The organism is Enterococcus malodoratus ATCC 43197, from assembly GCF_000407185.1.
Classification (GTDB): Bacteria; Bacillota; Bacilli; order Lactobacillales; family Enterococcaceae; genus Enterococcus_A; species Enterococcus_A malodoratus.
This window is the reverse complement of the sequence record NZ_KE136483.1, coordinates 210335-234188: the sequence shown is the minus strand read 5'-3', so window position 1 is coordinate 234188 and position 23854 is coordinate 210335. Positions and strand designations below refer to the sequence as shown.

Annotated in this window: 24 protein-coding genes; 1 reads left to right on the top strand and 23 read right to left on the bottom strand. The window is 41.7% G+C overall.

Annotated elements, in window-relative coordinates:
* Position 1 precedes the first annotated feature (1 nt).
* The 21 genes from I585_RS16560 to I585_RS16460 form a co-directional block, all read right to left on the bottom strand.
* Positions 2 to 475: a PTS sugar transporter subunit IIB gene (locus I585_RS16560; protein WP_010740890.1), complete on the bottom strand. Its 474-nt coding sequence runs from the start codon at positions 473 to 475 to the stop codon at positions 2 to 4.
* Entirely contained in the window at positions 472 to 900 is a 429-nt protein-coding gene (locus tag I585_RS16555) for a PTS sugar transporter subunit IIA (protein ID WP_010740891.1), read from the bottom strand. The genes I585_RS16560 and I585_RS16555 overlap by 4 nt, the downstream gene beginning before the upstream one ends.
* A 342-nt stretch (positions 901 to 1242) precedes the next feature.
* A complete protein-coding gene (locus I585_RS16550; protein ID WP_010740892.1) occupies positions 1243 to 2172 on the bottom strand; it encodes a serine hydrolase in 930 nt (309 codons plus the stop codon).
* An 18-nt stretch (positions 2173 to 2190) separates the two neighbouring features.
* Positions 2191 to 3123 carry a zinc-ribbon domain-containing protein gene (locus I585_RS16545; protein ID WP_010740893.1) on the bottom strand — a complete coding sequence of 311 codons (933 nt, stop codon included), beginning with the start codon at positions 3121 to 3123 and terminating at the stop codon, positions 2191 to 2193.
* A gap of 178 nt (positions 3124 to 3301) precedes the next feature.
* The gene (locus tag I585_RS16540) at positions 3302 to 4345 is read right to left on the bottom strand and encodes a serine hydrolase (RefSeq protein ID WP_244266015.1); all 1044 of its coding nucleotides are present in this window, start codon (positions 4343 to 4345) and stop codon (positions 3302 to 3304) included.
* 237 nt (positions 4346 to 4582) lie between these two features.
* Positions 4583 to 5410: an ABC transporter permease gene (locus I585_RS16535; protein WP_010740895.1), complete on the bottom strand. Its 828-nt coding sequence runs from the start codon at positions 5408 to 5410 to the stop codon at positions 4583 to 4585.
* On the bottom strand, positions 5410 to 6423 hold the full coding sequence (locus tag I585_RS16530) for an ABC transporter permease (protein WP_244266014.1): 1014 nt from the start codon (positions 6421 to 6423) through the stop codon (positions 5410 to 5412). The genes I585_RS16535 and I585_RS16530 overlap by 1 nt, the downstream gene beginning before the upstream one ends.
* 33 nt (positions 6424 to 6456) lie before the next feature.
* On the bottom strand, positions 6457 to 8061 hold the full coding sequence (locus I585_RS16525) for an ABC transporter substrate-binding protein (RefSeq protein WP_010740897.1): 1605 nt from the start codon (positions 8059 to 8061) through the stop codon (positions 6457 to 6459).
* A 19-nt stretch (positions 8062 to 8080) separates the two neighbouring features.
* Positions 8081 to 9064: an ABC transporter ATP-binding protein gene (locus tag I585_RS16520; RefSeq protein WP_010740898.1), complete on the bottom strand. Its 984-nt coding sequence runs from the start codon at positions 9062 to 9064 to the stop codon at positions 8081 to 8083.
* A complete protein-coding gene (locus I585_RS16515) occupies positions 9065 to 10057 on the bottom strand; it encodes an ABC transporter ATP-binding protein (protein ID WP_010740899.1) in 993 nt (330 codons plus the stop codon).
* 391 nt (positions 10058 to 10448) lie between these two features.
* Positions 10449 to 10883, bottom strand: coding sequence for a hypothetical protein (locus tag I585_RS16510; RefSeq protein WP_010740900.1), 435 nt, complete (start codon positions 10881 to 10883; stop codon positions 10449 to 10451).
* Between the two features lie 237 nt (positions 10884 to 11120).
* Positions 11121 to 11858: a 2-dehydro-3-deoxy-phosphogluconate aldolase gene (gene dagF / locus I585_RS16505; protein ID WP_010740901.1), complete on the bottom strand. Its 738-nt coding sequence runs from the start codon at positions 11856 to 11858 to the stop codon at positions 11121 to 11123.
* Between the two features lie 23 nt (positions 11859 to 11881).
* The gene (locus I585_RS16500; RefSeq protein WP_010740902.1) at positions 11882 to 12979 is read right to left on the bottom strand and encodes a DgaE family pyridoxal phosphate-dependent ammonia lyase; all 1098 of its coding nucleotides are present in this window, start codon (positions 12977 to 12979) and stop codon (positions 11882 to 11884) included.
* Positions 12969 to 14075 carry an amidohydrolase/deacetylase family metallohydrolase gene (locus I585_RS16495; RefSeq protein ID WP_010740903.1) on the bottom strand — a complete coding sequence of 369 codons (1107 nt, stop codon included), beginning with the start codon at positions 14073 to 14075 and terminating at the stop codon, positions 12969 to 12971. Before I585_RS16495 ends, I585_RS16500 begins: the two co-directional genes overlap by 11 nt.
* Before the next feature lie 15 nt (positions 14076 to 14090).
* Positions 14091 to 14783, bottom strand: coding sequence for a DUF4310 family protein (locus I585_RS16490; RefSeq protein WP_010740904.1), 693 nt, complete (start codon positions 14781 to 14783; stop codon positions 14091 to 14093).
* Positions 14784 to 14894: 111 nt separating this feature from the next.
* Complete coding sequence (locus I585_RS16485) at positions 14895 to 15674, bottom strand: DUF4311 domain-containing protein (RefSeq protein ID WP_010740905.1); 780 nt, start codon at positions 15672 to 15674, stop codon at positions 14895 to 14897.
* Between the two features lie 21 nt (positions 15675 to 15695).
* A complete protein-coding gene (locus I585_RS16480; RefSeq protein ID WP_010740906.1) occupies positions 15696 to 16046 on the bottom strand; it encodes a DUF4312 family protein in 351 nt (116 codons plus the stop codon).
* 12 nt (positions 16047 to 16058) lie between these two features.
* Positions 16059 to 16418: a glycine-rich SFCGS family protein gene (locus I585_RS16475; RefSeq protein ID WP_010740907.1), complete on the bottom strand. Its 360-nt coding sequence runs from the start codon at positions 16416 to 16418 to the stop codon at positions 16059 to 16061.
* A gap of 18 nt (positions 16419 to 16436) precedes the next feature.
* Positions 16437 to 16769, bottom strand: coding sequence for a PRD domain-containing protein (locus tag I585_RS16470; protein WP_010740908.1), 333 nt, complete (start codon positions 16767 to 16769; stop codon positions 16437 to 16439).
* Between the two features lie 82 nt (positions 16770 to 16851).
* A complete protein-coding gene (locus I585_RS16465; RefSeq protein WP_010740909.1) occupies positions 16852 to 18702 on the bottom strand; it encodes a BglG family transcription antiterminator in 1851 nt (616 codons plus the stop codon).
* Positions 18703 to 19058: 356 nt separating this feature from the next.
* The gene (locus I585_RS16460; RefSeq protein WP_010740910.1) at positions 19059 to 19493 is read right to left on the bottom strand and encodes a MerR family transcriptional regulator; all 435 of its coding nucleotides are present in this window, start codon (positions 19491 to 19493) and stop codon (positions 19059 to 19061) included.
* Between the two features lie 118 nt (positions 19494 to 19611).
* Between I585_RS16460 and I585_RS16455 the strand changes: the two genes are divergently transcribed.
* Entirely contained in the window at positions 19612 to 20583 is a 972-nt protein-coding gene (locus I585_RS16455) for an alpha/beta hydrolase (RefSeq protein WP_010740911.1), read from the top strand.
* Positions 20584 to 20679: 96 nt separating this feature from the next.
* Here the strand turns inward: I585_RS16455 and I585_RS16450 are convergent, their stop codons facing one another.
* Together I585_RS16450 and I585_RS16445 are read right to left on the bottom strand one after the other, a co-directional pair.
* Positions 20680 to 21705, bottom strand: coding sequence for a WxLIP family cell surface protein (locus I585_RS16450; protein WP_071879457.1), 1026 nt, complete (start codon positions 21703 to 21705; stop codon positions 20680 to 20682).
* A gap of 75 nt (positions 21706 to 21780) precedes the next feature.
* Positions 21781 to 23838, bottom strand: a complete 2058-nt coding sequence (locus I585_RS16445; protein ID WP_010740913.1) for a lectin-like domain-containing protein — start codon at positions 23836 to 23838, stop codon at positions 21781 to 21783.
* Positions 23839 to 23854 lie beyond the last annotated feature (16 nt).

The window sequence follows — 23854 nt, the reverse complement described above, 5'->3', positions numbered from 1 at the left end:
CCTAAGTCAATAACTTCGCTACATCAATCGCTTTGTCTTCGGCAATGATTTGGATAGTGACCGCTGCTCCCGCATCAACGAGTTTTTTCAGGCTTTCTTTCTCAGCTGAAGAAGCTGAAATGTTTTTATAAAATTTTGTTCTACCCTCTTTCGCACCCATCCCGCCGATATTTATTTTTTCCAATGAGATTCCTTGATTTGTCAACGCAACGTATACCTCAGGAGATTTGGCCAAAATGATTACTTTATCAGCTTCAGTCAATTGCTTGATCGCATCGACTCCGTCATTGGTACCAAAAACCTCTGTTTTGATATTCGCAGGTGCTACAGAAGTCACGATCATCTTCAAAAAAGTATCATTTGCCGTTTCATCATCTATAATAATAATTCGATTAGCCCCAGTGTAATTAAGCCATGAGGTCATGACCTGACCATGGATCAGACGGTCATCAATTCTCGCTAGTACAATACTCATTTTTCTTCTCCTGCCTTTGCTATCAAATTGTTATACACTTCATTTAAATCTTGAATACTTTCTTTACCGCTTTGCAGTGCTGTTCGAGCCAATGCCTCCAAATCTTCGGTAAACTCGCGATTCACTACAATCTCCAGCAACATTGCCATATTCACACCAGAAAGCACTTTCATTTTATGTGTGACTAAAAGCTTCATCACTTCATTTCCAGGCGTCCCTCCATAAAAATCGACTAAGACGATTATCCCTTCTCCAGTATCCAATGCCTCGACTTTTCCTTGAATCTCCTCTCTCAATTGAACCGGACTATCTCCATGGTACAGACCTACCGACGCGGAGCACTTTACTTCACCAGCAATAATTGCAATGGATTCCAACAACGACTTCCCTAAATCCCCATGAGTAACCACTAGCAAACCAATCAAACAACCCTCTCCTCTCTTAAAGCCTTTGGTTCTAAAAAAGAACCATTGGCTCTATTCACAAATCAAATATATAACCGTTGATAGTTTTTGTCAACATTTTTTTGAAAACACTTTCAAAAATAAAGCGAATAATCCTTATCCAACAACAATTCATTCAGCATTAGTTTTCACAATAATATCTTTTGTTTTTACAGTTAGTTTTATAAGTAATCACAATTTCACATTCTCAACGATTGGAAATGACTAAATTATTCGTTTCTAACACCTATTTCTAACAAAAAAATCGCTTTTGCTTTAGTTGACTAAAGCAAAAACGATTTTTTTTATTCAAGCATGATCCACTTATTTTATTTTTGTCGCTGCTAGCGCAAAGTCACCGATCGCTTGTCGCGTTTCCGCGGAATTTTTACTGTTTTGTGTCAATACCACGATCGCAAACGGATTGGTTTCTGATAGAACCAGCCCGATATCATTTTCGACATAATCCAGTTCACCCGTTTTATTCGCCACCAGAATGTCTCCTGACAATTTACTAGGAATCTTGGTACGGATTGTTTGTCCTTGCATTATTTCAAGCATCGCTGATTGCGGATAGGTTCCTTGCTGCTGATAAAGCTGCTTCAAAAAAGTCATACAATCCGTCAACGAAGTATAGTTTTCCTGACCTTGACTGCGTGCTTCATTGTCTAGCATTTTTCGTTCCAGCCGCGTGTCCTGATAGCCCTGCGCTTGGAAAAAATCATTTAGCTTATCCATTCCAAAATAATCGATCAGTACATTGGCAGCATTATTATCACTTTGTTCGATCATCGGTACGACCCAATCATTTAACGTTCTATCTTGTATCTGCTCATTGGGATCTGCTTGCATAAAAGCGTAGTCCATAATAAAAACCTTGATCACACTGGCGGAAATAGTTGGAGCAGAATTGTTGCTGGAAAAGTCTTTATCGCCATTAAAATAGTGAACACCGTAGTAAACTTGTTCGGCACTTGCCAGCAATTGAGTAGAATCTAATTGCGGTTCTGGCTCACTTGACTGTTGAGTGCTGTTCGTACTAATCGTTTCAGTTGTTTCAAGAGTCGCTGGTGTATTCATTTTTTTGGGATTGGTTTTCTTAACAACTTTCGGTTGCACGGTTTGTTGCTGCGCAAAAAACTGATTCACTACTAAATAGGAAGAACCAGCTATTAGAACAAACAGTAGCACGATCCAACCATACTTAGCTTTTCTCGTTGGCTTCGGACTGGAATGTCTTCCCAAAAGGTTCATCTTCTTTCTTTTAAGATTTTAAGAGATCCAGACCTCGTTGACACCAGCATTTTTGGCTACACCATCTGTCAATGCTAAACGAGAAGAATAAGAAACATAGCCATAATAGATCTGAGTGCCGCCGCCATCCCATTTCACAGTGATCTGAACATTTGGATTGATTAATTTAGTATCAGGCATATCAGAAGGATATTGTTCATTCGTTTCATAACTTAGAACATCCCCACTGGCGTTGGTAATAGTCGCTTTTCCAAAATATTGCGTACCATTCACATTTTTCTGCGTCACACTGCCATTTGCACCAATCGTCAGCGCAGTCTGTCTTTGGCTGGTTTGTGAATAATAGAAATAATAAGTGTTCGCCCACTTTGCATAATCCCCGCTAAAACCGCTGGTATTTCCTGAAGTCGTTACCGCAGGACGATCCTTCTCTTGGGCCTTCTGAGTAGCTTCCTTATCTTCCTCTTGCTTCAAGCCTTCTTCATTTTTATCCGTCAGATCATCTACTTCATCAGCAATCGCTGAAAATTCGCTTTTGCCTAGATCGCTGGCAGAAATTCGACTTAACTTAAGATTCGATTTCTTATACTCGCCGTTGATCGTCAATTCTTTGGCTTCCGCAATAATCTCATCGTATTTACTTGTATCGACCTTGCTAGACGATACTGTGGTTGCTGGCAGATTCGCCTCATTATTCGAACGACCCGCCATCGCAAAACCAACACCTGCAATAACAGCCAATACTGCTACCCCAGCAATAATAAATGGCCATTTTGGAAGACTGGATTTTTTTTGACTTACAGTGTAGTTTGGTGAAGGATTGGGTTCTTGCAGATTGGCTCCCTGATTTCTTTTTGGCAACGTTTCTTCATTGGCAAATTCATAGCCACAATGTTCACAAAATAAAGATCGATCACTGTTTTCTTCCCCGCACCGCGGACATATTTTCATTTTAAAAGCGCCCCTTTTCCCATTATTTAAACCAACTAAAAATATTATTCCCTTTTTTTATATATTTATTTTAGCATATTAATAGTTATAAAAATCACAATTATTTTTTTATGGCACCTATTCCCATTTATTTTCGCAAAAAAAGAACTCATCCTGTTACAGATAAGTTCTTCTTCATCTATTTCAATTTACTGGCAGCCAAACTAAAGTCTGCAATCGCGGTTCTCGTTTGTACGATATCAGATACTTCATTGGTCAGTACAACAATCGCAAAAGGATTGTCTTCAGTCAAAACAAGACCAATGTCATTTTCGACATTCTGCTGCTCGCCAGTGATATTCGCTACGGTAGTATCCTTTGGCAGTTTTTCAGGAATCTTTGTACGAATGACTTGTCCTTTCAAACTCTCAACCATTGTTTTTTGCGGTTCTTTTTCGCGGCCGTCATAGATTTTTTTCAATAATTTCATACAATCATTTAGCGACGTATAGTTATTCTTTTCGGTTCCTCGAACATTGATGTCGACCATTCGACTTTCGATCCGCGTATCAGGATAGCCTTGATCTTTAAAGTAAGCATTCAGTTTATCCATCCCATAATGATCAATCAAAACGTTCGTGGCATTGATGTCATTTTGCTGAATCATTGGGTTGAGCCATTCGCCCAATTTCTTATCTTGGATCACTTGATCGCTGCCATCCTTTTGTGCAAGGGCATAGTCCATAATAAACAGCTCGATGACATTCGCTGCGATCGTTGATTCAGAATTATCGCTGGAGAAATCTTGTTTATTCTTAAAATAGTGAACGCCATAATAAACCTTACCTGCACTTTTAGTTAAATTCGCAGCATCTAACTTACCGGTGGTTTTCTTTTTCGTTTTTGCTGCTGTTTTTTTCTTTGAACTTGCCTGTTTCTTACTCGTGCTAGATTCTTTTGTCTTTTTCTTCTTAGAGGACTCTGTTGTCTTTTTCGTTTTCGCTTTTACTTTCTTCTCAGAACTCTTTTTAGCCGATTGCTTGGTGTTCGCAGACGTCTTTTTTGGTTCCTTTTGACTTTTTTTAGTGGTGACTGTTTCTTTTGGCTTCTCTGTTGGATTATTTAAAATGCGCGTCACCCCAAAATAAAGGCCGCCTGCCAATAGAAGTCCCGCCAGGCCGATCACGACATATTTTCCTTTGGATTTTTCATTTGGATCTGTATGTCTACCCAAAATCTCCACCTTCTTTCTTTCACATGACTATCAGTTATTCAATAATAAGTTTATCATATTTCATTATTAAAATAATTTCTTTTGAAAAAGAATATATAATTTATAAACACTATTTATTACAACGAACTCACAAGTCTCCTATGTATTTCATTTCTATCCCATTCTACTAAATTTTTCGTTTTATTAAAAAGATTTATAAAAATAAAGAAGCCTAACTTATGTGATTCATAAGTCAGACTTCTTCGTTTATTTATTTTTGATTTTAGGATCGAGGTAATCGCGCAGGCCGTCTCCAACAAAGTTGGCGCCGATCGACATAGAGAAGATCGCGATACCTGGGAAGGTGGATATCCACCAATAATTCATATTATTGACTCCATCGGATACCATCGATCCCCATTCAGGTGTTGGCGGTTGGGTTCCTAAGCCTAAAAAGCTTAGCCCCGAGAATGTTACGATCGCATTTCCGATATCTAATGTCGCCATAACCAGCAGTGAGCCCAATGCGTTTGGGACGATTTCCTTGACCAAGATCCGTAAATGACTGGCTCCTAATACTTTGGAGGCAACGATGTATTCGTTCTCTTTCAACGTAATTACAAGACTTCGCATCAGCCTTGCATAGTTGGGCCACCAAATAATGGTCATCGCCAAAACAGAGTTAAAAATACTTGGTCCTAATGCCGCTGCAATTACCATCGCCAAAATCAGCGGCGGAAACGCTGCAATCAATTCTGCGAAACGCATCATTATATCATCAATGATCCCGCCGACATAACCGGCGATCCCACCATAGATTGTTCCGATGACGATCGTGATACAGACCGTTACTAATCCCGCTGTAATCGACACACGGCTCCCCATCAAAACTCGTGAGAAAACATCTCGACCTAATTCATCAGTCCCCAGTAAGTGTCCTGCTGAGCCCGGTGATAAAAATCGTTCCATCATATCTTGTGCCAATGGGTTTCTTGGTACGATCAACGGTGCGAACACTGCTATGATCACCCAAAGACCACAGAGTACGAGTCCTAATTTGAATAAGAAATTTTTTTGTTTTAGTAGTCGTTTCATCAGCTATACCTCACTCTCGGATCGATAACCCCGTAAAGAATGTCAATCAAGAGATTCAGTATCACATTGACCATTGCAATCAATAATGAAACACCGCAAATTGCCGGGAAATCCAGCGTCGTTGCAGAAAGATAGGCGTATTGTCCAATTCCCGGCCACGAAAAGATCTTTTCAACAAAGACCATACCGCCTAATAAATTACTAAAGCCCATTCCCATGACCGTAATCACAGGAATCAACGCATTTCCTAGCGCATGTCTTAAAACGATTTGCCGTTGCGACAATCCTTTCGCTTTTGCCGTTCGAATAAAATCCAACGAAGAGACTTCCAACAGATTCGAGCGGGTCTGCCGTGAAATCAGTCCCATGGTAAAGAACCCTAGAACGATCGCCGGCAAAATCAAATGCGATAAAGCATCATTGAACAACGCCCAATTCCCACTCGTTAAGGCGTCTAGGACATAGAGCCCTGTTCCGCCTGTGGGTGCCGAGATTCGCGAACTGACTCGACCACCGCCCGGAAAGAGATGCCATTTGGAATAGAACAGCAGCAGCATGACTAACGCAAACCAGAAGTTGGGGATTGAGACCCCGCTGATTGAGATAGTACGAACTAGATAGTCAAACGGCTTGTTGCGATAGACCGCAGAGATGATTCCAAATGTGATCCCGAACAAAACGGCGATCAGCATAGCCATGACGGACAGTTCCAAAGTCGCAGGGAAAAACTGTTTCAAATCACTGATAACAGGATTGCCGGTGCGAATCGAAGTCCCTAAATCTCCCCGCAACAAGTTGCTCAAATAGATAAAGTATTGTTCCATTAGCGGCTTGTCCAGACCCCAGCGCGCTCTATAAGCCGCCACCGCTGCCGGATCGCTCATCGCATTTGGACTCATATTTGATGCAATCGGATCACTGGGAACGAGATGTGAGATCATGAATACTAAGAACGTCACCCCAATGATCAAAAAGCAGACAAATAATAAGCGCCGTAATAAAAACCTAGCCATATTCCTCATATACTTTTGCCCCTTGCCTTTTGGTTAGTTGATACCGACATCTTGGAAATTGATTTTTTGTACTTCGTAGTAGTTAACACCTTTCAAGTTGTCGCGATAAGCTAATACTTTTGGATGCTGTACTAAGAACGCGTAAGGCATATCGTTTGCCAACAGTTTCTGCAATTCTTCCGATGCCTCTTTACGCTTCGTTTCGTCCGATTCAGTTTGAATCGTTTGTTTCAATTCAGCCATCTTCGTGTTTGAAGTGTCCATCCATTTCGCACGTTCGCCGACTGTGTCGCCTGGTAAGAAGACTAATTGGTTATTGATATCCATGTAATCTGGATGCCAATGCATCATTAAGAAGGCTTCTTTTCCTTCACGGTATGAATCGATTACGACACCGATTTCAGAAGTTTCGATCTTGGCATTGATGCCGATTTTTTCTAAATCGTCTTTGATTTTTTGCCCTAAGGTTGTCCATGACATTCCCTCTGTATCAAAGTTCGCTACGGTAAATTTCACTTCAAAGCCGTCTTTATAACCGGCCTCTTCCATTAATTTCTTCGCTTCATCAAGGTCTTGATAATCTTTTTCTTTCTCTAGGCCGCCAACAAATCCTTTCGGAACGATATCTAATGGCAACACCGCTTTATCGCCTGAAATCTTCAACAGTTCTTCATAGTTGATCGCTTTACGAACAGCTTCTTGAACTTTTGGATTTGCCATTGGTCCGCCAATTTTTTCATCTTGGTTCATTAATAAGAAGGTTGTTGTCGAGCCGACATAGTTTTTGATCTTCACGCCTTCTTGATCCTTCAATTGTGAAGCATTGTCTACGCCGATACCCAATGCGATATCGATGTCGCCTTGTTTCAACATTTGAATCTGGTTGTTCACATCTGGGATTTCTTTGCAGATAACTTTATCATTCGCTACCTTGCCCCAATATTTATCGTTTTTCGTTAGACTAAGTTCTTCGTTCTGTTTCCATTTGTCTAAAACGTACGCTCCTGAACCAGCTGAATTTGCGTTCAACCATTTTTCAGCAGTATCTTTAGATGATGCATCCTCTGCATCGGTACCACCATGTTCTTTGACAACTTCTGAATCCAGAATCGCAAATGAATTGTTCGCCAATTTTACTAAGAACGCTGCATCTGGTTCTTTTAATGTGAACTTCACAGTGTAATCATCAGGTGTTTCGATATTTTCTACATTTTCCGTATGGTGACTGGTATTACTTTTCAGATTTTTCGTCCGCATCACACTGAACTTCACATCTTTTGAAGTCAAATCATTGCCGCTGGAGAATTTCACGCCTTCTTTGATTTTGAAGGTATGGACTTTTTGCGCATCATCCATTTCGTGTGATTCAGCCAATGATGCTTCAGGTGTTGAAGAATCATAAGAACGATACAAATAGTCATACATCGCGTAATACACCATGTTGCCGTAAACTTCATAGCCATGGTGAGGATCCAAAGTCTTCAAATCAGATGCCATCCCGACTACCAATGTATTGTCGCCATCACCACTGCCGCCACCATCGTTTGACCCGTCTGTGCTGCCGCCACCGCCGCCACAACCAGCTAGTGTCAACATCATCAGACAAATGACGCTCCACAACATCTTTCTTTTTTTCATACCCTGTACTCCTCCTTAGTTATTCCTCTTTATTACATAAATGACAAGCCACTAAGTGATTGTCCTTTACTTCCATTAGTTCTGGCACTTCCGTTTTGCATTTTTCCATCGCAAACGGGCAACGCGTGTGGAACTTGCAGCCTTTAGGCGGATTCGCGGGACTTGGTACGTCCCCAGTCAATACGATTCGTTCCACTTTTTCCTTATCAATTGAAGGGGCCGCCGAAATTAGTGCCTTCGTATAAGGATGTAAGGTGTCATTATATAAAGCATCGCGATCCGCTAATTCCACAATATTTCCTAAATACATCACGGCGATCCGATCGCATAAGTGATAGACAACACCTAAATCATGAGAAATAAATAGATACGTCAGATCCATCTGTTTTTGCAGCTCCACCAGCAGATTAATCACCTGTGCCTGAATCGACACATCCAACGCCGAAACAGGTTCATCACAAATAATGATGTCCGGCTTTAGAGCCAACGCTCGTGCAATACCGATCCGTTGTTTTTGGCCTCCCGACATTTCATGTGGATAACGCTGTTTATAATTTGCGGCTAAGCCTACCATCGTCAGTAAGCGATCGATCTCCGCTTCGATTTCCGCTTTGCTCATCTCTTTTTTGTGATGAATCTGGAAAGGCTCTGCCAAGATATCTTTGATTTTATTTCGTGGATTCAAGCAGGCGGAAGGATCTTGAAAGACCAGTTGAACCTTTGAACCAAAGGCTACTTTTTCTTTCCGGCTTTTGAAGGCGGTAACATCTTGACCGTCGATAATAATGTTGCCGCCAGTCACTGCGCCAAGATTCAGCATGGTTTTCCCCAGTGTACTTTTCCCACAACCGCTCTCGCCCACAATCCCGAATGTTTCGCCTTTGTGTACGGTGATCGAAACATCATCCACAGCCTTTAATGTTCCTTTTTTTCCTTTGCTGTCGCGAATGTCAAAATATTGTTTAACGTGTTCCATTCGAATAATCGGTTCTTGCGTCATCATTTACGTTGTCACCTCGGTCTCTTCTTCCGTCGAATACTTAAAACAACGAACTTTACGATCATTTTCAATCGTTGTAATCGCCGGCCGTTTCTCTTTGCAGATAGCCATCGCATAAGGACACCTAGGATGAAAACTGCATCCTTTTGGCATTTCATCCAATTGCGGGACCATACCATCAATACTGCTGAGCTCACCCTTTTGATCATTGATATTCGGGATCGCCGCGATCAATCCTTCTGTATATGGGTGTTTAGGATTGTCCAATATTTCACGAATCAGTCCTTGTTCCACTACTTTTCCGGTGTACATCACAATCACGCGATCGCAAACTTCAGATACAACCCCTAAATCATGGGTAATCAGAATGATTCCCATCTTCAGGCGATCTCTTAATTCTTTCAATACTTCTAAAATTTGAGCTTGGATCGTCACGTCCAGTGCCGTTGTCGGTTCATCCGCAATCAAAAGCTGCGGGTCGCAGGCAAGTGCCATCGCAATCATCACCCGCTGCCGCATACCGCCGGACATCTGATGAGGATACTCATTAAACCGCTGTTCTGGAGCTGGTATACCAACAATCTTTAACAGCTCGATCGCCTTTGCTTTCGCATCGGCTTTTGAGATATCTGTATGGATCAGCATTGATTCAATGATTTGATTGCCGCATTTGTGAAGCGGATTCAAAGAAGTCATCGGCTCCTGAAAAATCATCGCTAAATGATTGCCGCGATAATGCTGCTTTTCCTTCTCCTTCATAGCAACCAGATCGTTTCCCTTGAACAACGCTTTTCCAGTGACCGTACTCGTTGCTTCATCTAATAAGCCCATGATACTCAAGGAGGTCACACTCTTCCCGCTGCCGCTTTCTCCAACGATCCCTAATGTTTCATTTTCATTTAATAGAAGCTCTAAATTATTTACGGCAGTTACTTCTCCGTTATAGGTTCGAAATTTGACCGTAAGCTCTTCGACCCGCAGCAGTTCTTTCTCCATAAAATAATTAACTCCCTACCTTTGTATTTTTAAATTAAGGTTAAAAAATGACTACTTATTCTAATTTTAAAATCTACGAATAGTCGTTTGTTTATTCAGAATATTCGAAAAATATTTTATTTTTTGATTATACCAGTTGACAAAAGATTGTCAATACTCAGTTTAACAAGCTTTCACTAGAAATCTAACAGGGACAACTCTAATTGCCCATAACCCAAAAATGTTAGATTTTTTATTAGATTATTCTGAGCGTCTCTAATTTAAGGGAACAGCGTTTTGTTATCGCTCAATTTATACCCCAAATAAAACCTGCGAAATAACAAAAAAAGAGCCTTCGACAATTTTCTTTTAAAAACTGTCAAAGACTCTTCGGTAAAGATTTAATTGGTTGTTACATTAATTTCTCAAAGCGGTTTTCGATGACGCCTAAGTGTAATTGGTTAAAATCTCTAAAAGATTGGCAAGGTGCTTCTTCCTTATCGCAATCCTCTGCAAGATAAATTGGTTTGAATCCAAGTTCTTTTGCCTCGCGTAATTGCTCTAGAGAATTCGAGATAAAATTGACCTTTTTATGAGCCAATTCAACTTGTAAAAAATCAACGAGTCCACGAGGAACCGTTCCAGTCTTCTCGCCATTGATAGAAAAATCTAAATAATCGGCTAAGTGGTGTTCCAGCAAAATCTGATTCATCATTGCTTGATCATAGAAAACGATTCCGATTTGCTGTTTCCGACTTTTCAAATAATCTAACAATTGATGGACCTTCATTTGATCTTCTTCCCGTAAAAAAATACTCTCACTTGAAAATACAAAAGTTTCGATCATCTTTTTTCCTCCTAGTCCATTTATTTGTGCATTATTTCACTAATTAAACGAAAAAAATTTGTTGCCTTTCCGGACATTTAACTCGTTGAGGTGCAAATAGAACGCAATCCCTCAAGTTGTCTTATAACTTACAACATTTTTGAAGCGCTGTCAAATAATTATCGGCTATATCCGTGATTCTACTCTTAATATACCTAGCAAAAAGAGCATGACCTCAGCCATGCTCCTCCCTATATTCTATAGAAGATTTTTTACCTTATCTAATAGTATTTTGACCTCTTCCGGTCGTGTGTCCCCTGTTTCTGAATCAATGATCGAGCTGTACACATGAGGAATGACTTTCTTCACTCCGGCATCTAATGCGATTTTGAGGATCTCTTGAAAATTATCTAAATCAATACCGCCAGTCGGCTCCAACAAGAAATCATTTTCTGCACAGGCCTTTGCTACTGCCTGGTATTCTTCTTTATGCACCAACCCCTTCATTGGGAAATACTTGACGGAACTTCCGCCCATATCTTTCAACAAGGCAATCGCTGTTTCGATTGGAACAATGGCTTCCGCTGTTTGAGAACTTAACGGACCAGTTGCGATGTTGACGTAACCAACTTTTCCGCAAGGTGAAACTAAGCCGTTGATTACGGTATCCTCTTGACCAAGCAACGCACGTGATGTCCCTACGCCGGTGAAAACTTGATTCACATGCTGCGGCTGCAGCTTACCTGAGATTCGCGAGACCATTTGGCTCTGATTAGGATCGCCGGCACCTAGCCCAACAGATAAAGCATTCTCCGTCACCGCTTGATATTTTTTCATGTCTTCAATTGCTGTTTCGTCACTGTCGTAATTCTTTGACAATACGCCTAGCACGACATGACCTTCTGCTGCCTGATAGCAATCACGAGCGTTTTCAACTGAGTTTGCTAAGACATTCAGACACACTCGATCTTTATAATACTTTGGGGTTAATGACATATCCATTTGCTCCTTATTCTAAATTAATTGATTTGCATAATTTCCTTTAATCGAACAATGATCCTGTGCAATTCATGCTGATCCACCGATCGAATATCAAATTCGATGATGCCGTTGTTGGCTTGATATTCGCGGGTATAAATTGCCGGATTCTCCGCTTTTAGAGACGCGATCACATCTGTTGCTGATTTCTTTTGCACTTTTACACTAGCACGATAGATGTCTCTTCCGGCCCCATCCTGCACGACCTTGGCTTCAATGCCTTCGATTTTATTGAGTTCCTCGATAAATGGCGCTAAACGCTGCTTCATCGAGTCCCCAGACTCACTGCCATAATGCAGATGATCAACCAAAGCTTGAGTGAAGCCTAAGATATTATCCTTGCCGATTTTCATCGCTCGGCCGATCCCTTTGCCTTGCAGCCGAATCCACTCGATATATTTTCCTTTGCCGATTACTAGACCACTACTAGGTCCTTCAATCGCTTTGGCACCTGAGTAGATAACTAGATCGGCTCCAGTTTTACTGTATTGATAAAGGTCTTCCTCCGCTGCCGCATCCACGATCAAGGGAAGCTGATATTTCTTAGCGACAGCCGCCGCATCAGCCACCGTCAGCATGCTCTTTTGCACGGTGTGATGGCTTTTGATATAAAGCAGTGCCGCGGTATTTTCGGTGATCATCATCTCCATTTGTTCAGGTGAACAGCCGTTGGCATAGCCGGCCTCGACAACTTGTCCTCCGCCTAAATTTACCATGACTTCAACCGGTGTTCCGTAATCGACATTGTGCCCCTTTGGCAAAATAATCTCTCGTTTTTTGATGCGATCCGTATATGGATGATAAGCATGATACATGCTACCTTCGCCAATGATCGCGGCGACAGATTGGGCGATGCCCGCTGACGCTGAAGAAACGATTTGAGCATCCTCTACTTCTAATAGTTTGGCTAAATAAGCTCCTGTCTGGATAAAAAGTTCGCTCATTTCAAAAAAATGTTCGCCGCCGAAACGTTGGGTCGCCAAAACATTTTCTGACACTTTTGATACGCCTAAAATCGTCATTTTCCCTGAAGCATTGATTACCTCTTTTAGGCCAAATTTGTCATAACTAGTTGTCATACATGGCGCCTCCAATAATTGTTTTCACTGGTTTGATCAATTCGTTAGTTACCCGTGTGAAGCCATTTGAATCTATCAGTGTTTTTTCACCCTCTGCTAGATCAAAAATCGTAAGGTCAGCGTCAAAACCTGCCGCCAAACGCCCCTTCTTCTCTAGGTGGAAATATTCTGCAGGTACCGCTGTCACCTTATCCAGAATCTCTTCCCATGAATAACCGACAACTCTCAGTTTTTCCATTGTTGTGGCTAAGTCATAAACAGGTCCATTCTCACGATTGCGGTGATAAATATCGGTACTGATGGATGTTGCTTTGATTCCTTCTTTTAGCGCCGTTTCGGCCACATGAAAGTTAAAGCTGTCCGTGCCATGACCAATATCGAAGACGATTCCCTTTTCATAAGCCGCTTTCGCAAAATCTTTAATCCGATCCGTGTCCTTATCCAGAATGCCATTGGGTTTGCCGTTGAAACAATGGGTCAAAACATCGCCCTCAGCTAAAAGCGCTAAAACTTCCTGCAGCTCTGGCGGTGCCGAACCAATGTGAATCATCAATGGCAGACCGCCATTTTCACGTTGGATATCCTTCGCTAACTCTAATGGTGTAATGCCGTTCTCACCTACGACTGTTTTACTCATCCGAGCTTTGATTCCAACGATAAATTGTGGAAGTTCTGCTAGACGATCACGGACTAGCTTCGCCTGAATCTTTGTCAAATCAGCCAATTCGTCTTGTTCAACAATGCCCCACTTAGAAATATTGACTAACGCATAGACATTGGTTTTAACCCCTTTGGTCAATTCATAAAAATCACTAATATTTTCTGCTCCGGTCGTACCTGCATCTATGACTGTTGTCACACCTTTAGTCACGCCGATTTCGTCAGGAAAATCATAATAAAGGGTCATTTTTTCATAGCAATGTACATGATCATCGATCCAACCCGCCGACAAATAATGTTCCCCTGCTAAATCGAGTACTTCTTTTGCCGATGATTCGATAACCGTATCCACATTCAAAATCACGCCATCTTTGATCGCAACTTCAACTTTTTCTTCATTAATAAGCTTTCCATTTTTGATTAATAAATCAAACATCCTTTAGCCTTCTTTCTACTGGAGCGCTACCGGGAAGATCGTCCCAAGCACCATTGCACCAAGGATTGCACCACCGGCAATCGGTTTCTTCCACGCGTAGAAGCCTAATGCGCCTAAAGTCGCTCCAATCCCAATTGGAATCGACGCACCACAAGCACTCAAGATGATCAATGGTCCTAAGAAACGACCGGAAGAGTTTCCGGCACCCATCATTACATCTGCACCAAACGTTGAATTGGCTTGGTTGATCGTAAATTTACGAATCAGAATAATCACACCGCCGACTAATAACCCTAAAACAGCGCCCGTCATCAATGACAATGCAAAGTTATCGATCGGTGCGCGAATCCCCATACTTAAGAAGATTGCAGGAACCCCGATCCCTATACCTGTTAAGATGGAACCGCCTAAATCAAGAATCCCGACTAACGAACCTTCTAAAATCCGAGCAAACAAGAAACTCGCTCCAAACGCCGCTGCCGCTCCGTAAGAACCCCCGTCTAAACCTGCTTTCAACATCGCTACGATTGAAACTTCATTAAAAGCACCTACGCCATGAGTAACATACATATGTGTTCCAGCAAATACCGCCGCGGACATGATTCCCACTGTGATAGGAAACGCCCAATCAGCATACCAGAAACTCTTCGCTTTTTTCTCTTCAGAAAGCGCTACTTGTTCCTTCTCCAACTCTTCTGTGTTATCCATTTGTTTCCCTCCTACTTCATATTATGGTATTCATTTTTTTCAAAAATGAGTTTTATTTTCATCCGTATAACATTCTGTTTTATCTATTTGATCTTCCCTAACAACCTTTTTTTAATTCAAACCAAGCATTTTATGGATATTTTCTAACCAGTTTGGTGCTTGCATCTTGAAGCTTTCCAAGACTTGCAGATCGAATCCGCGGAAGAAGCCGCTTAGGACGAATAGCAAGATGATCGCACCCATCATCATCTTCGTTACTTTAGACCAGCCGATTTCATCGACACCTTTACCGATCAAGATACCCAATACAACACCCGGTACTGCGTTTCCCATGATCAATTGGGCGATTCCGCCAAATAGTGTGCCCCAGAAGCCAGTACGTTTGCCTGCGTCTAATGCTGCCAACCAGAAAATGACCGGCATTACGATATTGATCAATGTTGTTGCCGCTGGAACCAAAACGGCTACAGCAGTTACTTGCAACGCTGCCGGAATCGCAGCGGCTGTTGAGTTTAGAAAAGCTACAACGATCGCACCGATAACGGCACCTACAAAGCCCATTTTTCTAGGATCATGCATCGTTTCTGAAACATTTTTATTTTTCGCTAATAAGACCGAAGCTGCCCAGTTTGGAATGATTCGATGTGTGACATCCTGTGTAAATGCTCCTGCGCCAACTGTTGAAGCCCACGCATTGAAGAAAAATCCTAGCCCGAATGAGAAATGCGATGCTGGATCTCCCATACAGGCATTCATCTCACCTAAAGTACGAAAGGCACCCAACCCTTGCGTACTCGGAGCATGGAACATTCGTGCCGCTCCCATCGAGGCAGAAAAACCGAGCAAGCCGCCAATAATAATTGATTTTATTAAGATAACTGTAAACTCCACTTCATTACTCCCCTTCTACGTTCATATTTTTTTTGAAATGACAGGAATCTGAATTCCCTCAGGATCATCCGTCATTTCTTGAGTAAACGCGACTTCATCAACTTGAAGTGTCGTCACATTAACCGTCACTTCCAACTCCACGTGATAAGTTGTTTTATTTCTAGGAAAGAAGAAAAACAGAAAACGTTCTTTGTATGTCTTTTGTTTGGCTTCAATCACATTAACCTCGATTGGTTCAATTCGTAAAATCACTTCAGATTCCTGCATCATTTTCTTTTGAATCTGGCCTAGCGCACTTGCAAAAGCATGTTGTTTCGAATCGCCTTTGCCTTCCACCGTCACGATGACTTGTTGGCACTCTTGAATACTCATCTACTCATCTCCCTAATTCGCTGCATGTTTCTTTTCAAAAGCTTCGGTCAGTCGTTTGCCTAATTCTTCCTGATCCATGAAACCAAAGCCTAATACTGTTTTGCCATCATTGATCGCGGTTAAGCCTTCCTCAATTGAGCGCATCCCATGACGTTCTGGGTAGCCATATTTGGTTGAAGCTGTTAACGCTCCAGCGCCGCCGCTTCCGCAAAATGAAATGCCCATATCCGCATTTTCCTGTTGCATGACATCACCTAAACGCATATCCGCGCCCATTCCTGGTACAACTACCGCTCTGCCGCCTGCTGCTTCTACACCTTTTGCTACGTTTTGTCCTTTACCCATGCGGTCTGCAATTACTACTGTGATCATTTATTTTTCCCCCTAAGTTTAATTTTGTTTGGCTGTTTCAAAATGAATCGATAACACATACATCTCGTCTTGCGATAAATCGCTAATTCTTTTCACAACACCTTCAGCTAGGCTGAGCGCTTCTTGTGAGACTTCACTGAACATTTCTGGATCAACTTCAGGAATCTTCTCCTGCTCTTTCGAACGTTTCAGCATTTCGTTTAAGTGATTGATCAAAATGGTCCATTGCAGCTCAGTTGGTTCGATCTTTACGGCCGCGAGTTCGCCTTTCAGCCAATCAATCAATTCTTGTAATTCCCCTTGGTGTTCACTCGTTGAAATTATTTGTAGCGCCTCTCCAGTCACGGTCATTCACTTCCTCCTCTTGTCTGCTTCAACTAACTATTCCCGACTTTTTTATAGCCGTGGAATGTTGAGCGGACATTTTTTCTTACTACTGATTTCCTTTGACGTAAGCAAACAGTGCATTGATCTCTGATTGATTAACGGCTAAATTGTGTTCAGTAAATAGTTGTTCTATCTGGTTGTTTCTTAAATCAGACTCGGCTTGTGCCTCATCCGTTTTCGTCCCCTCCATCATGTATTGCTGATCAAACGTAATGCGATGAACCATTAGAAATACATGCAATAAGAAAGCTTCGCGGTATTCCTGATTCAGCTGTTCTTCAAATAGAAGCAATAATTTTTCATAAATCGTATACGCCTGTAAAATCAGCTCTTTGCTGAAATCCTCCAGCGATGTTCGATTTCCAGCAGGTTCCAACCTCAATTTTTTGCTGCCCTTTTGCGGCGACTGACTTAAGATTTTTTTGACCGCCTGCTGAATCTTTTCCAAATCTTGTTTTGTCGGCAATGGATGAACTTTGATAAACTCACAATCTATTCCTTCTATTGGAAAAATACTGATGACCAATTCCGGTTCTTTTTGCTTAATGATTTCTTTCGCATTCAATACCGACGCAAAAGCCGCAATCTCGATATTCGAAAGCTCCTCCGAAATTTTCTGCTTGATCAGACTGGTCACACCTAGACCGGTAGAGCAGACATAGACGGCCCGAACGCTTCTTAAATCTGCCGCCTTCTCGTAAGATACGAGAAAGTGCAAAGCGATATAGGCGACAAATGAATCATTGATCAGCAAACTTTTGCCGTGAATTTCTCGTCGTACAACCGTTTCGATCGCGTCGAACAGCTCAGGATATTTAGCTTTGATATCGTCTTTGAAGGGATTATACTCATTTACAAATTTCTGTTTGCGAGATAACCGCATCGACAAATGTGCATAGAGATTGGTCAGCAATTGCGGATCGTTGGAAAAGGAATAGTTGATCTTTTTGCTTACCTTATGGATCAAATTTTCCGTTAATGCCATCACATCTTGTTGCGGATCGTTCTCAAAGGTGTCGCTGTAAATGTAGCGGTATTCATCTTCAAACAACGGCAGATGATAATGAGCAAAAACTTGCTGCATCAATAAGTAAGAGAGTTCCCTTTGCTCTTTTGGATCATTCAACAACTGGTAGCGACCGATCGTGTATTCGTTTTGCAAACGCACCGTAGCAATCGCGACCCGAATCAACATATTCAGCAATTCGGCATAATTTAGTTCCGCCGTATCAATCTGCTTCAACAACTGCCGCATATCCGCGATGACTTGGTTGAAAACCTCTTGGAAAGCCGTCCCTTTAGCTGAATACAATTCATAGCCTTCTTGTTTCTCACTTTGCAAGAGCAGCTCCATGATCTTGTAGATGTCATAATCAGTCAGATCTTTTTGTAAAACCTCTTCGATCAGCAGACGAATCTGATGTTCAGGGCCTGTGATCAAAAAGCCTTTGCGGGGCAACCGCTCCAGTGTCATCTTTTGTGCTGTCAGTTGTTTTTCTAGAACCTCCAAGTCATTAATGATCGTGTCCTTGCTGACCATCAAGCGTTCTGCCAACTCAAATGAAGTAATGGCCTGATTCGTGAGCATCAGATGAATACTCAAACGATCTAGTCGCAGCGTTTGATCGGCAAAGAGTTCTAAACGGTCAACATCCATCAGTTCACTCTTCAGCTTGATCCGTTCTGAGTCGCTTAGCTTTAACCAAACCCCCTGACTTCTCTTACTGGTCAAATCTTGGTTTCGTTCCTGAAGCCACAAACGAATGCTGTCCAGATCATATTTAATGGTGCGCACGCTTACATTTTGCTGGTCAGCTACTTCCTTCGTAGTCACAGGTTCTGAATTCTCAAGAAATTGAAGTAAGACCTGAATCTGTCTTTTCGTTAGTTGTTGCATAATGCCCTCTCCTTATACGTTTAACTATAGTGATTAGTTTTCCCTGCAACAATATGAAATGATTGCACTTACTCTAGTGCAAAAAGTCCATATTCTATAGGAAATACAGTGTTTTTTTCTAAAATCAATAGGAATAATAGCGAAATAAACGACTGTTGCCAGTAATCATGTTGCACTAATCTCTTACCTAAAGTAGCACCTTCTGTACTCGTTGTAGACCTTTTACCAAAAATATTTTTTCTTATAAAAATCTTTGGTAAATCAAAAACACAAAAAAGACATGATTTCTACTCTTATAGAAATCATGCCTTTTTAAATTCCCGCTTCGCTTCAAGCTATTGTCCTTGATAGAATCATCAATGAGAGAGTTCGTAATGCATTTTTATATCGGCTGGCAATTCATTTGGCGTTTTTGCTTGTACACTGTCTTCACTGCCATCCTTGATAGCTTCATCATAGTACCAGCATTTATATTGAATCATGCTCAATACTTTATTCAGCTTGGCTATTTCTTCTTCAACCACGCTTTTTTGGTTTTCAAAAAGTTCTTTGCGTGTTTGAAAGGTTTCGCTTCCTTGTTTGCTCCACTCCATAAACTGTTTGATGTCTTTGATCTCTAAACCAGATTTTTTTAAACAATCAATCACTCTAAGTGCTTCTAGCTCATTCTCTGAAAATTTTCGAATTCCAGATACGCGCTGAATCTCCGGAAACAGACCTTCATTATCGTAATACCGCAATGTAGAGACTGGTAAACCAAATATTTGTGATACTTGACCAATAGTATACATAAACTTCCCTCACTTTTTTTGACATTATCCCTTGACCTAAAGTCAGGTTTAGGTATTAACATACTAATAGGATCACTACAACTTGTCAATTATTAATAGTAAGAAGGAGCGAACAAAGATGGAAAAAGAACTTATACTAACAAAAGAATGGGACAAGGTCTTCCCGCAAAGCGAAAAGGTCAATCATCAAAAAGTAACTTTTCACAACCGCTATGGAATTACTTTAGCAGCGGACTTATATACCCCAAAAGAGGTCGCTGGAAAATTACCCGCAATTGCTGTAAGCGGACCTTTCGGCGCCGATAAGGAACAATCTTCTGGATTATATGCGCAAACAATGGCGGAAAGAGGCTTTTTGACGCTCGCCTTTGATCCATCCTTTACTGGAGAAAGCGGCGGTACTCCGCGCAATGTAGCTTCTCCCGATATCAATACCGAGGATTTTCAAGCGGCTGTTGACTTTTTATCAGTGCACGAACAGGTTGATCCAACAAAAATCGGGATTATTGGAATCTGCGGCTGGGGCGGAATGGCCTTGAATGCGGCGGCGATTGATACTCGAATCAAAGCGACAGTCACCGCTACAATGTATGATATGTCTCGCGTGAATGCCCAAGGTTATTTTGACGCACTCGATGAAAATGCTCGTTTTGACTTAAAAGAATCATTAAATGCACAGCGGACAGAAGATTACAAGAATGGCGACTACGCGCGGGCTGGTGGCGTAGTTGATCCGCTTCCTGATGATGCGCCTCAATTTGTAAAAGATTATCATGCGTATTACAAAACGGATCGCGGCTATCATTCCCGCTCGTTAAACTCTAACGATGGCTGGAATGTCACCTCATCGCTGTCCTTTATCAACATGCCGATTTTGCAATACAGCAATGAGATTCGCAGCTCCGTCTTGATGATTCATGGCGAAAAAGCTCATTCTCTCTACTTTAGTCAGGATGCCTTCAAAAAACTGACTGGAGATAATAAGGAATTGCTGATCATTCCCGGAGCTTCGCATACGGATCTATATGATCAGACGACCATTATTCCCTTTGATAAAATGACTGAATTTTTCCAAGCGAATTTAAACTAGCTTTTACTAAAGAAGCGAAAAAGGCTTCCGGCTCACTCTTGCAAAAGAGCACCGGAAGCCTTTTTTGAATTCAACGTCTGATCAATCATATAATAGTTATTCGGTGTCTGCCTGCTTTTTTCTTCGAATAAATAGAATGATCAGTACACTAGCTAGTAACAGGAAAATTCCGATTAGAATGTATAACCAAGTGTAGTCTGGCTTTAAGGTAACATCCTTTTCATTCAATTCTTTTGCGGTATCGCCATCAATCCGAAAATCACGTTCAAACGTCCAATGATTTTCAAACTTGGCGGGGGCGCTGCCATCCTTATTGCCGGAAACAGACAATGACATGTGATAGACTCCAGGCTTTAGTGCCTGTTTTTTCAACGAAACTGGCAGAGAAAAACTTGAGTTTGGAGCGATCTGCAGATTTTCTTTTTCTTCCTGATAAAGCACCTTGTCACTGCCTTTTTTTGTCACCTTAGCAGATAGTGCAACTTGATTGATATACGTTTTTTGATCATTTTGAAGATCCGCTAAAATGACATTCCGTGCATTGATCTGACTCGGTTTCACTTCGTGCAAAACCAAATTCGGTACGACTTTCTTTTGATTTTGACGCATCAATAAAGCGACGACGTAGGAATAATCGTTTTCAATCGATAATCCTTGAGTGCTTTTGGTCGTTTTTTCTTCTGTCGCCGGTTCCTCTTTAAACGTAATGCCACCGGCGATGACTCCGTCAAAGGACTTATTCGGCATATCAACTCTGAACGGAACCGTTTGTTCACTCTTTGGTTTCAAAACAACCGATTCAGGATAATGTACGTGCTCCTTTAGATCGTATGCCAAACTTTTATCCTTCTTTAGGGCATTCTCGCCATACTCAACAATCACATTTGAATTCGTTGTCGCATTGTTAACAGAAACGTCGACCTTCACTTCTTTTTCGGTATCATTTCTAAGTGTTGCCTTCAATTCAGTCGTTTGACTTGGAGCGAGCAGTAAATCAAAATACGTTTTTTCTTTATCGATTTGATGTTCTGATGGCAGTGGCGTCACCGCAAAATTAAATTCACTGGCGATCCCGACAAAAGAATCCAGCATAAGCGACCCAAACAGCATAAACAATATCATCCCGATTGTTTTAAATCCTTTCAAACAAAGCTCTCCTCTTCTATTTATGAGCAAAATCAGTTGTTTCTAAATTTGCTAATTTCCTGGTACATCGGTCAACGTCCAAGACAAGGCACCTTTAAAAGTACCCAAGCGCTGATACTCAACAGGCACGGTGATCTTGATTCCGCGTTGTTGGCCAGCATCTAATAGTCCGCTTAAATCCGTTTCCCCCTTTTGATCGCCTTCAGAAATAGTTATCGCCGCATCGCTGATTGTATCCGACTGACTATCCGTCACAAACGACAAAACATCAGGCATTACTACTGTTCCGTCAGTCAAGGGCTGCGTTTGTTTTAGCTGAACTTGCCATTTATTCGTTGCGCGCTCATCCATGATCCGCAAGCCCTCAGTAGCTGTCCCGAATTTTACCAGTGCCGTAGTTGAAATTTTACGGGAACCAAACACGATTTGCTTTGGTGCCTCCATGAAATAGAGCTCACCTGATCGGAAATAGAAATAAATATCTTGGGTCGTTTCGGAAAAGGTTCCTTCCGCATTCCCTGAGTCATTTTTGAAAACAAAGCCGGCTACGGCAGGAGGTGTTTCTTTATAATGATCGCCTATTTTCCCCGTAAGCTGCTTTGAAGGAGCGACCTCTTGGTTGGTTGCTGCATCTTGATAAAAAACCGTAATGGACTTTTCTTTGGGTTTGGCGATCTTAACGGCTATCTCGTTTGATTTTTGCAGCAGCGCCCCGTTTTCGAGGTATTCGAAGTTCATGGCTAGGCGCTTTTCAGGCGTGGAATCTTGTAATTTGGTTTTTAGTTCGATCACCATGTCTTTTTCCAACACTAAATAATCGGTCAGATCTAAGGTGATTCGTGTTCCTGCCACAATAATGTCCTTATCAGATGCTTGGATACCGTCAATCTTTAAAGAACCCTGTTCATAAGCTAATTCTGAAGGAAGATTGATACTCATCTGCGGCTGGTGTTCATCCGCAAAGTCACGATGACTCTTCAAATCATTATCGATGTGCAGGGTATTTTTTAGCGTGACGATGTCTTCCTTATTCGCCTCTGCTTCCGTTTCGAACCCAGTGTCATTGACACTTAGTTCGGCTGTAGATTTTACACTGGAAGGAATTTGGGTCATTGCCAAGGCGTTCTCTTGATATTTTCCGCCTGTTGATGAAGTAAATCCCCAATAAACTGTCGTCCCACCAAACTTCGCATTAAGATCAGTGACCTCATGTGACGAGGAACCGATCCCTTCTAAATCATAGCTCAATTGCTTAGTGCCGGCATTCCAATGAACTGTCAACATGCGCCACGTTCCATCGGATAGGTAAGTGGGAGCAACTGTTACCCCGGTGTGCTCATTGTCATAATTATTGTTATTCTCTTTGGGCGTGACAAACGCTACATGTCCATGCCCGCTGTTATCACCGCTGATCTCTCTGTCCATTCGGTCTGAAGAACCTTGATTTTTATACGTGTCAAACTCGATCGACAGCCCATTTCTTATATAGGGTTCGCCTGATTTGGTCGAGTAAGCACCTATGCCCATCCCCGAAGAACCGATAACTTGAGTCGCATCGTTCTCCATTCGCGGATCATTGGTCAAAGTGAAGGTCATCCCATCACCCGCACTCCCTCGCTGATCACCTAAATACAGATAACTCTTAAAAGTAAAATCAGACAGTAAACTAATCGGCTTTTTAGACCAGATCGCCCCTTTTTGTGATTTTTGCGCTGGGTTCAATTGAAGCAGCTTGCCATCTTCCAAGATACTCGTACTGTTGCCGATCGGATTCTGAAAAACCTTATCAATCGGGATGATGTTCGGATCTTGAGGCAAATCCGCAGCAAAAGGAGCGGCCGATCGTTTCACTATCTTTCCAGATTGCGGCAAGTCGTCAATAGAAGCAGCAGTTTCTGACAGATCACTCGTATCTGTCTCCTTCACAGCGAAGCTTTCAGATACTGCGGTACTTTCTGAAGTTTCCTCTATTTGTGATTGTTCTGTACTTTGTGAAGCGCTTGTCTGTAATTTTGTAGAGGAAACAGTCGTTGCCTCACTGATGATCGAAAAGCTAGTCATGCTTAATAATCCACTTGCTATAAGGATCAGTATTTTCTTTTTTGCCATCTCTTTTACCTCTATC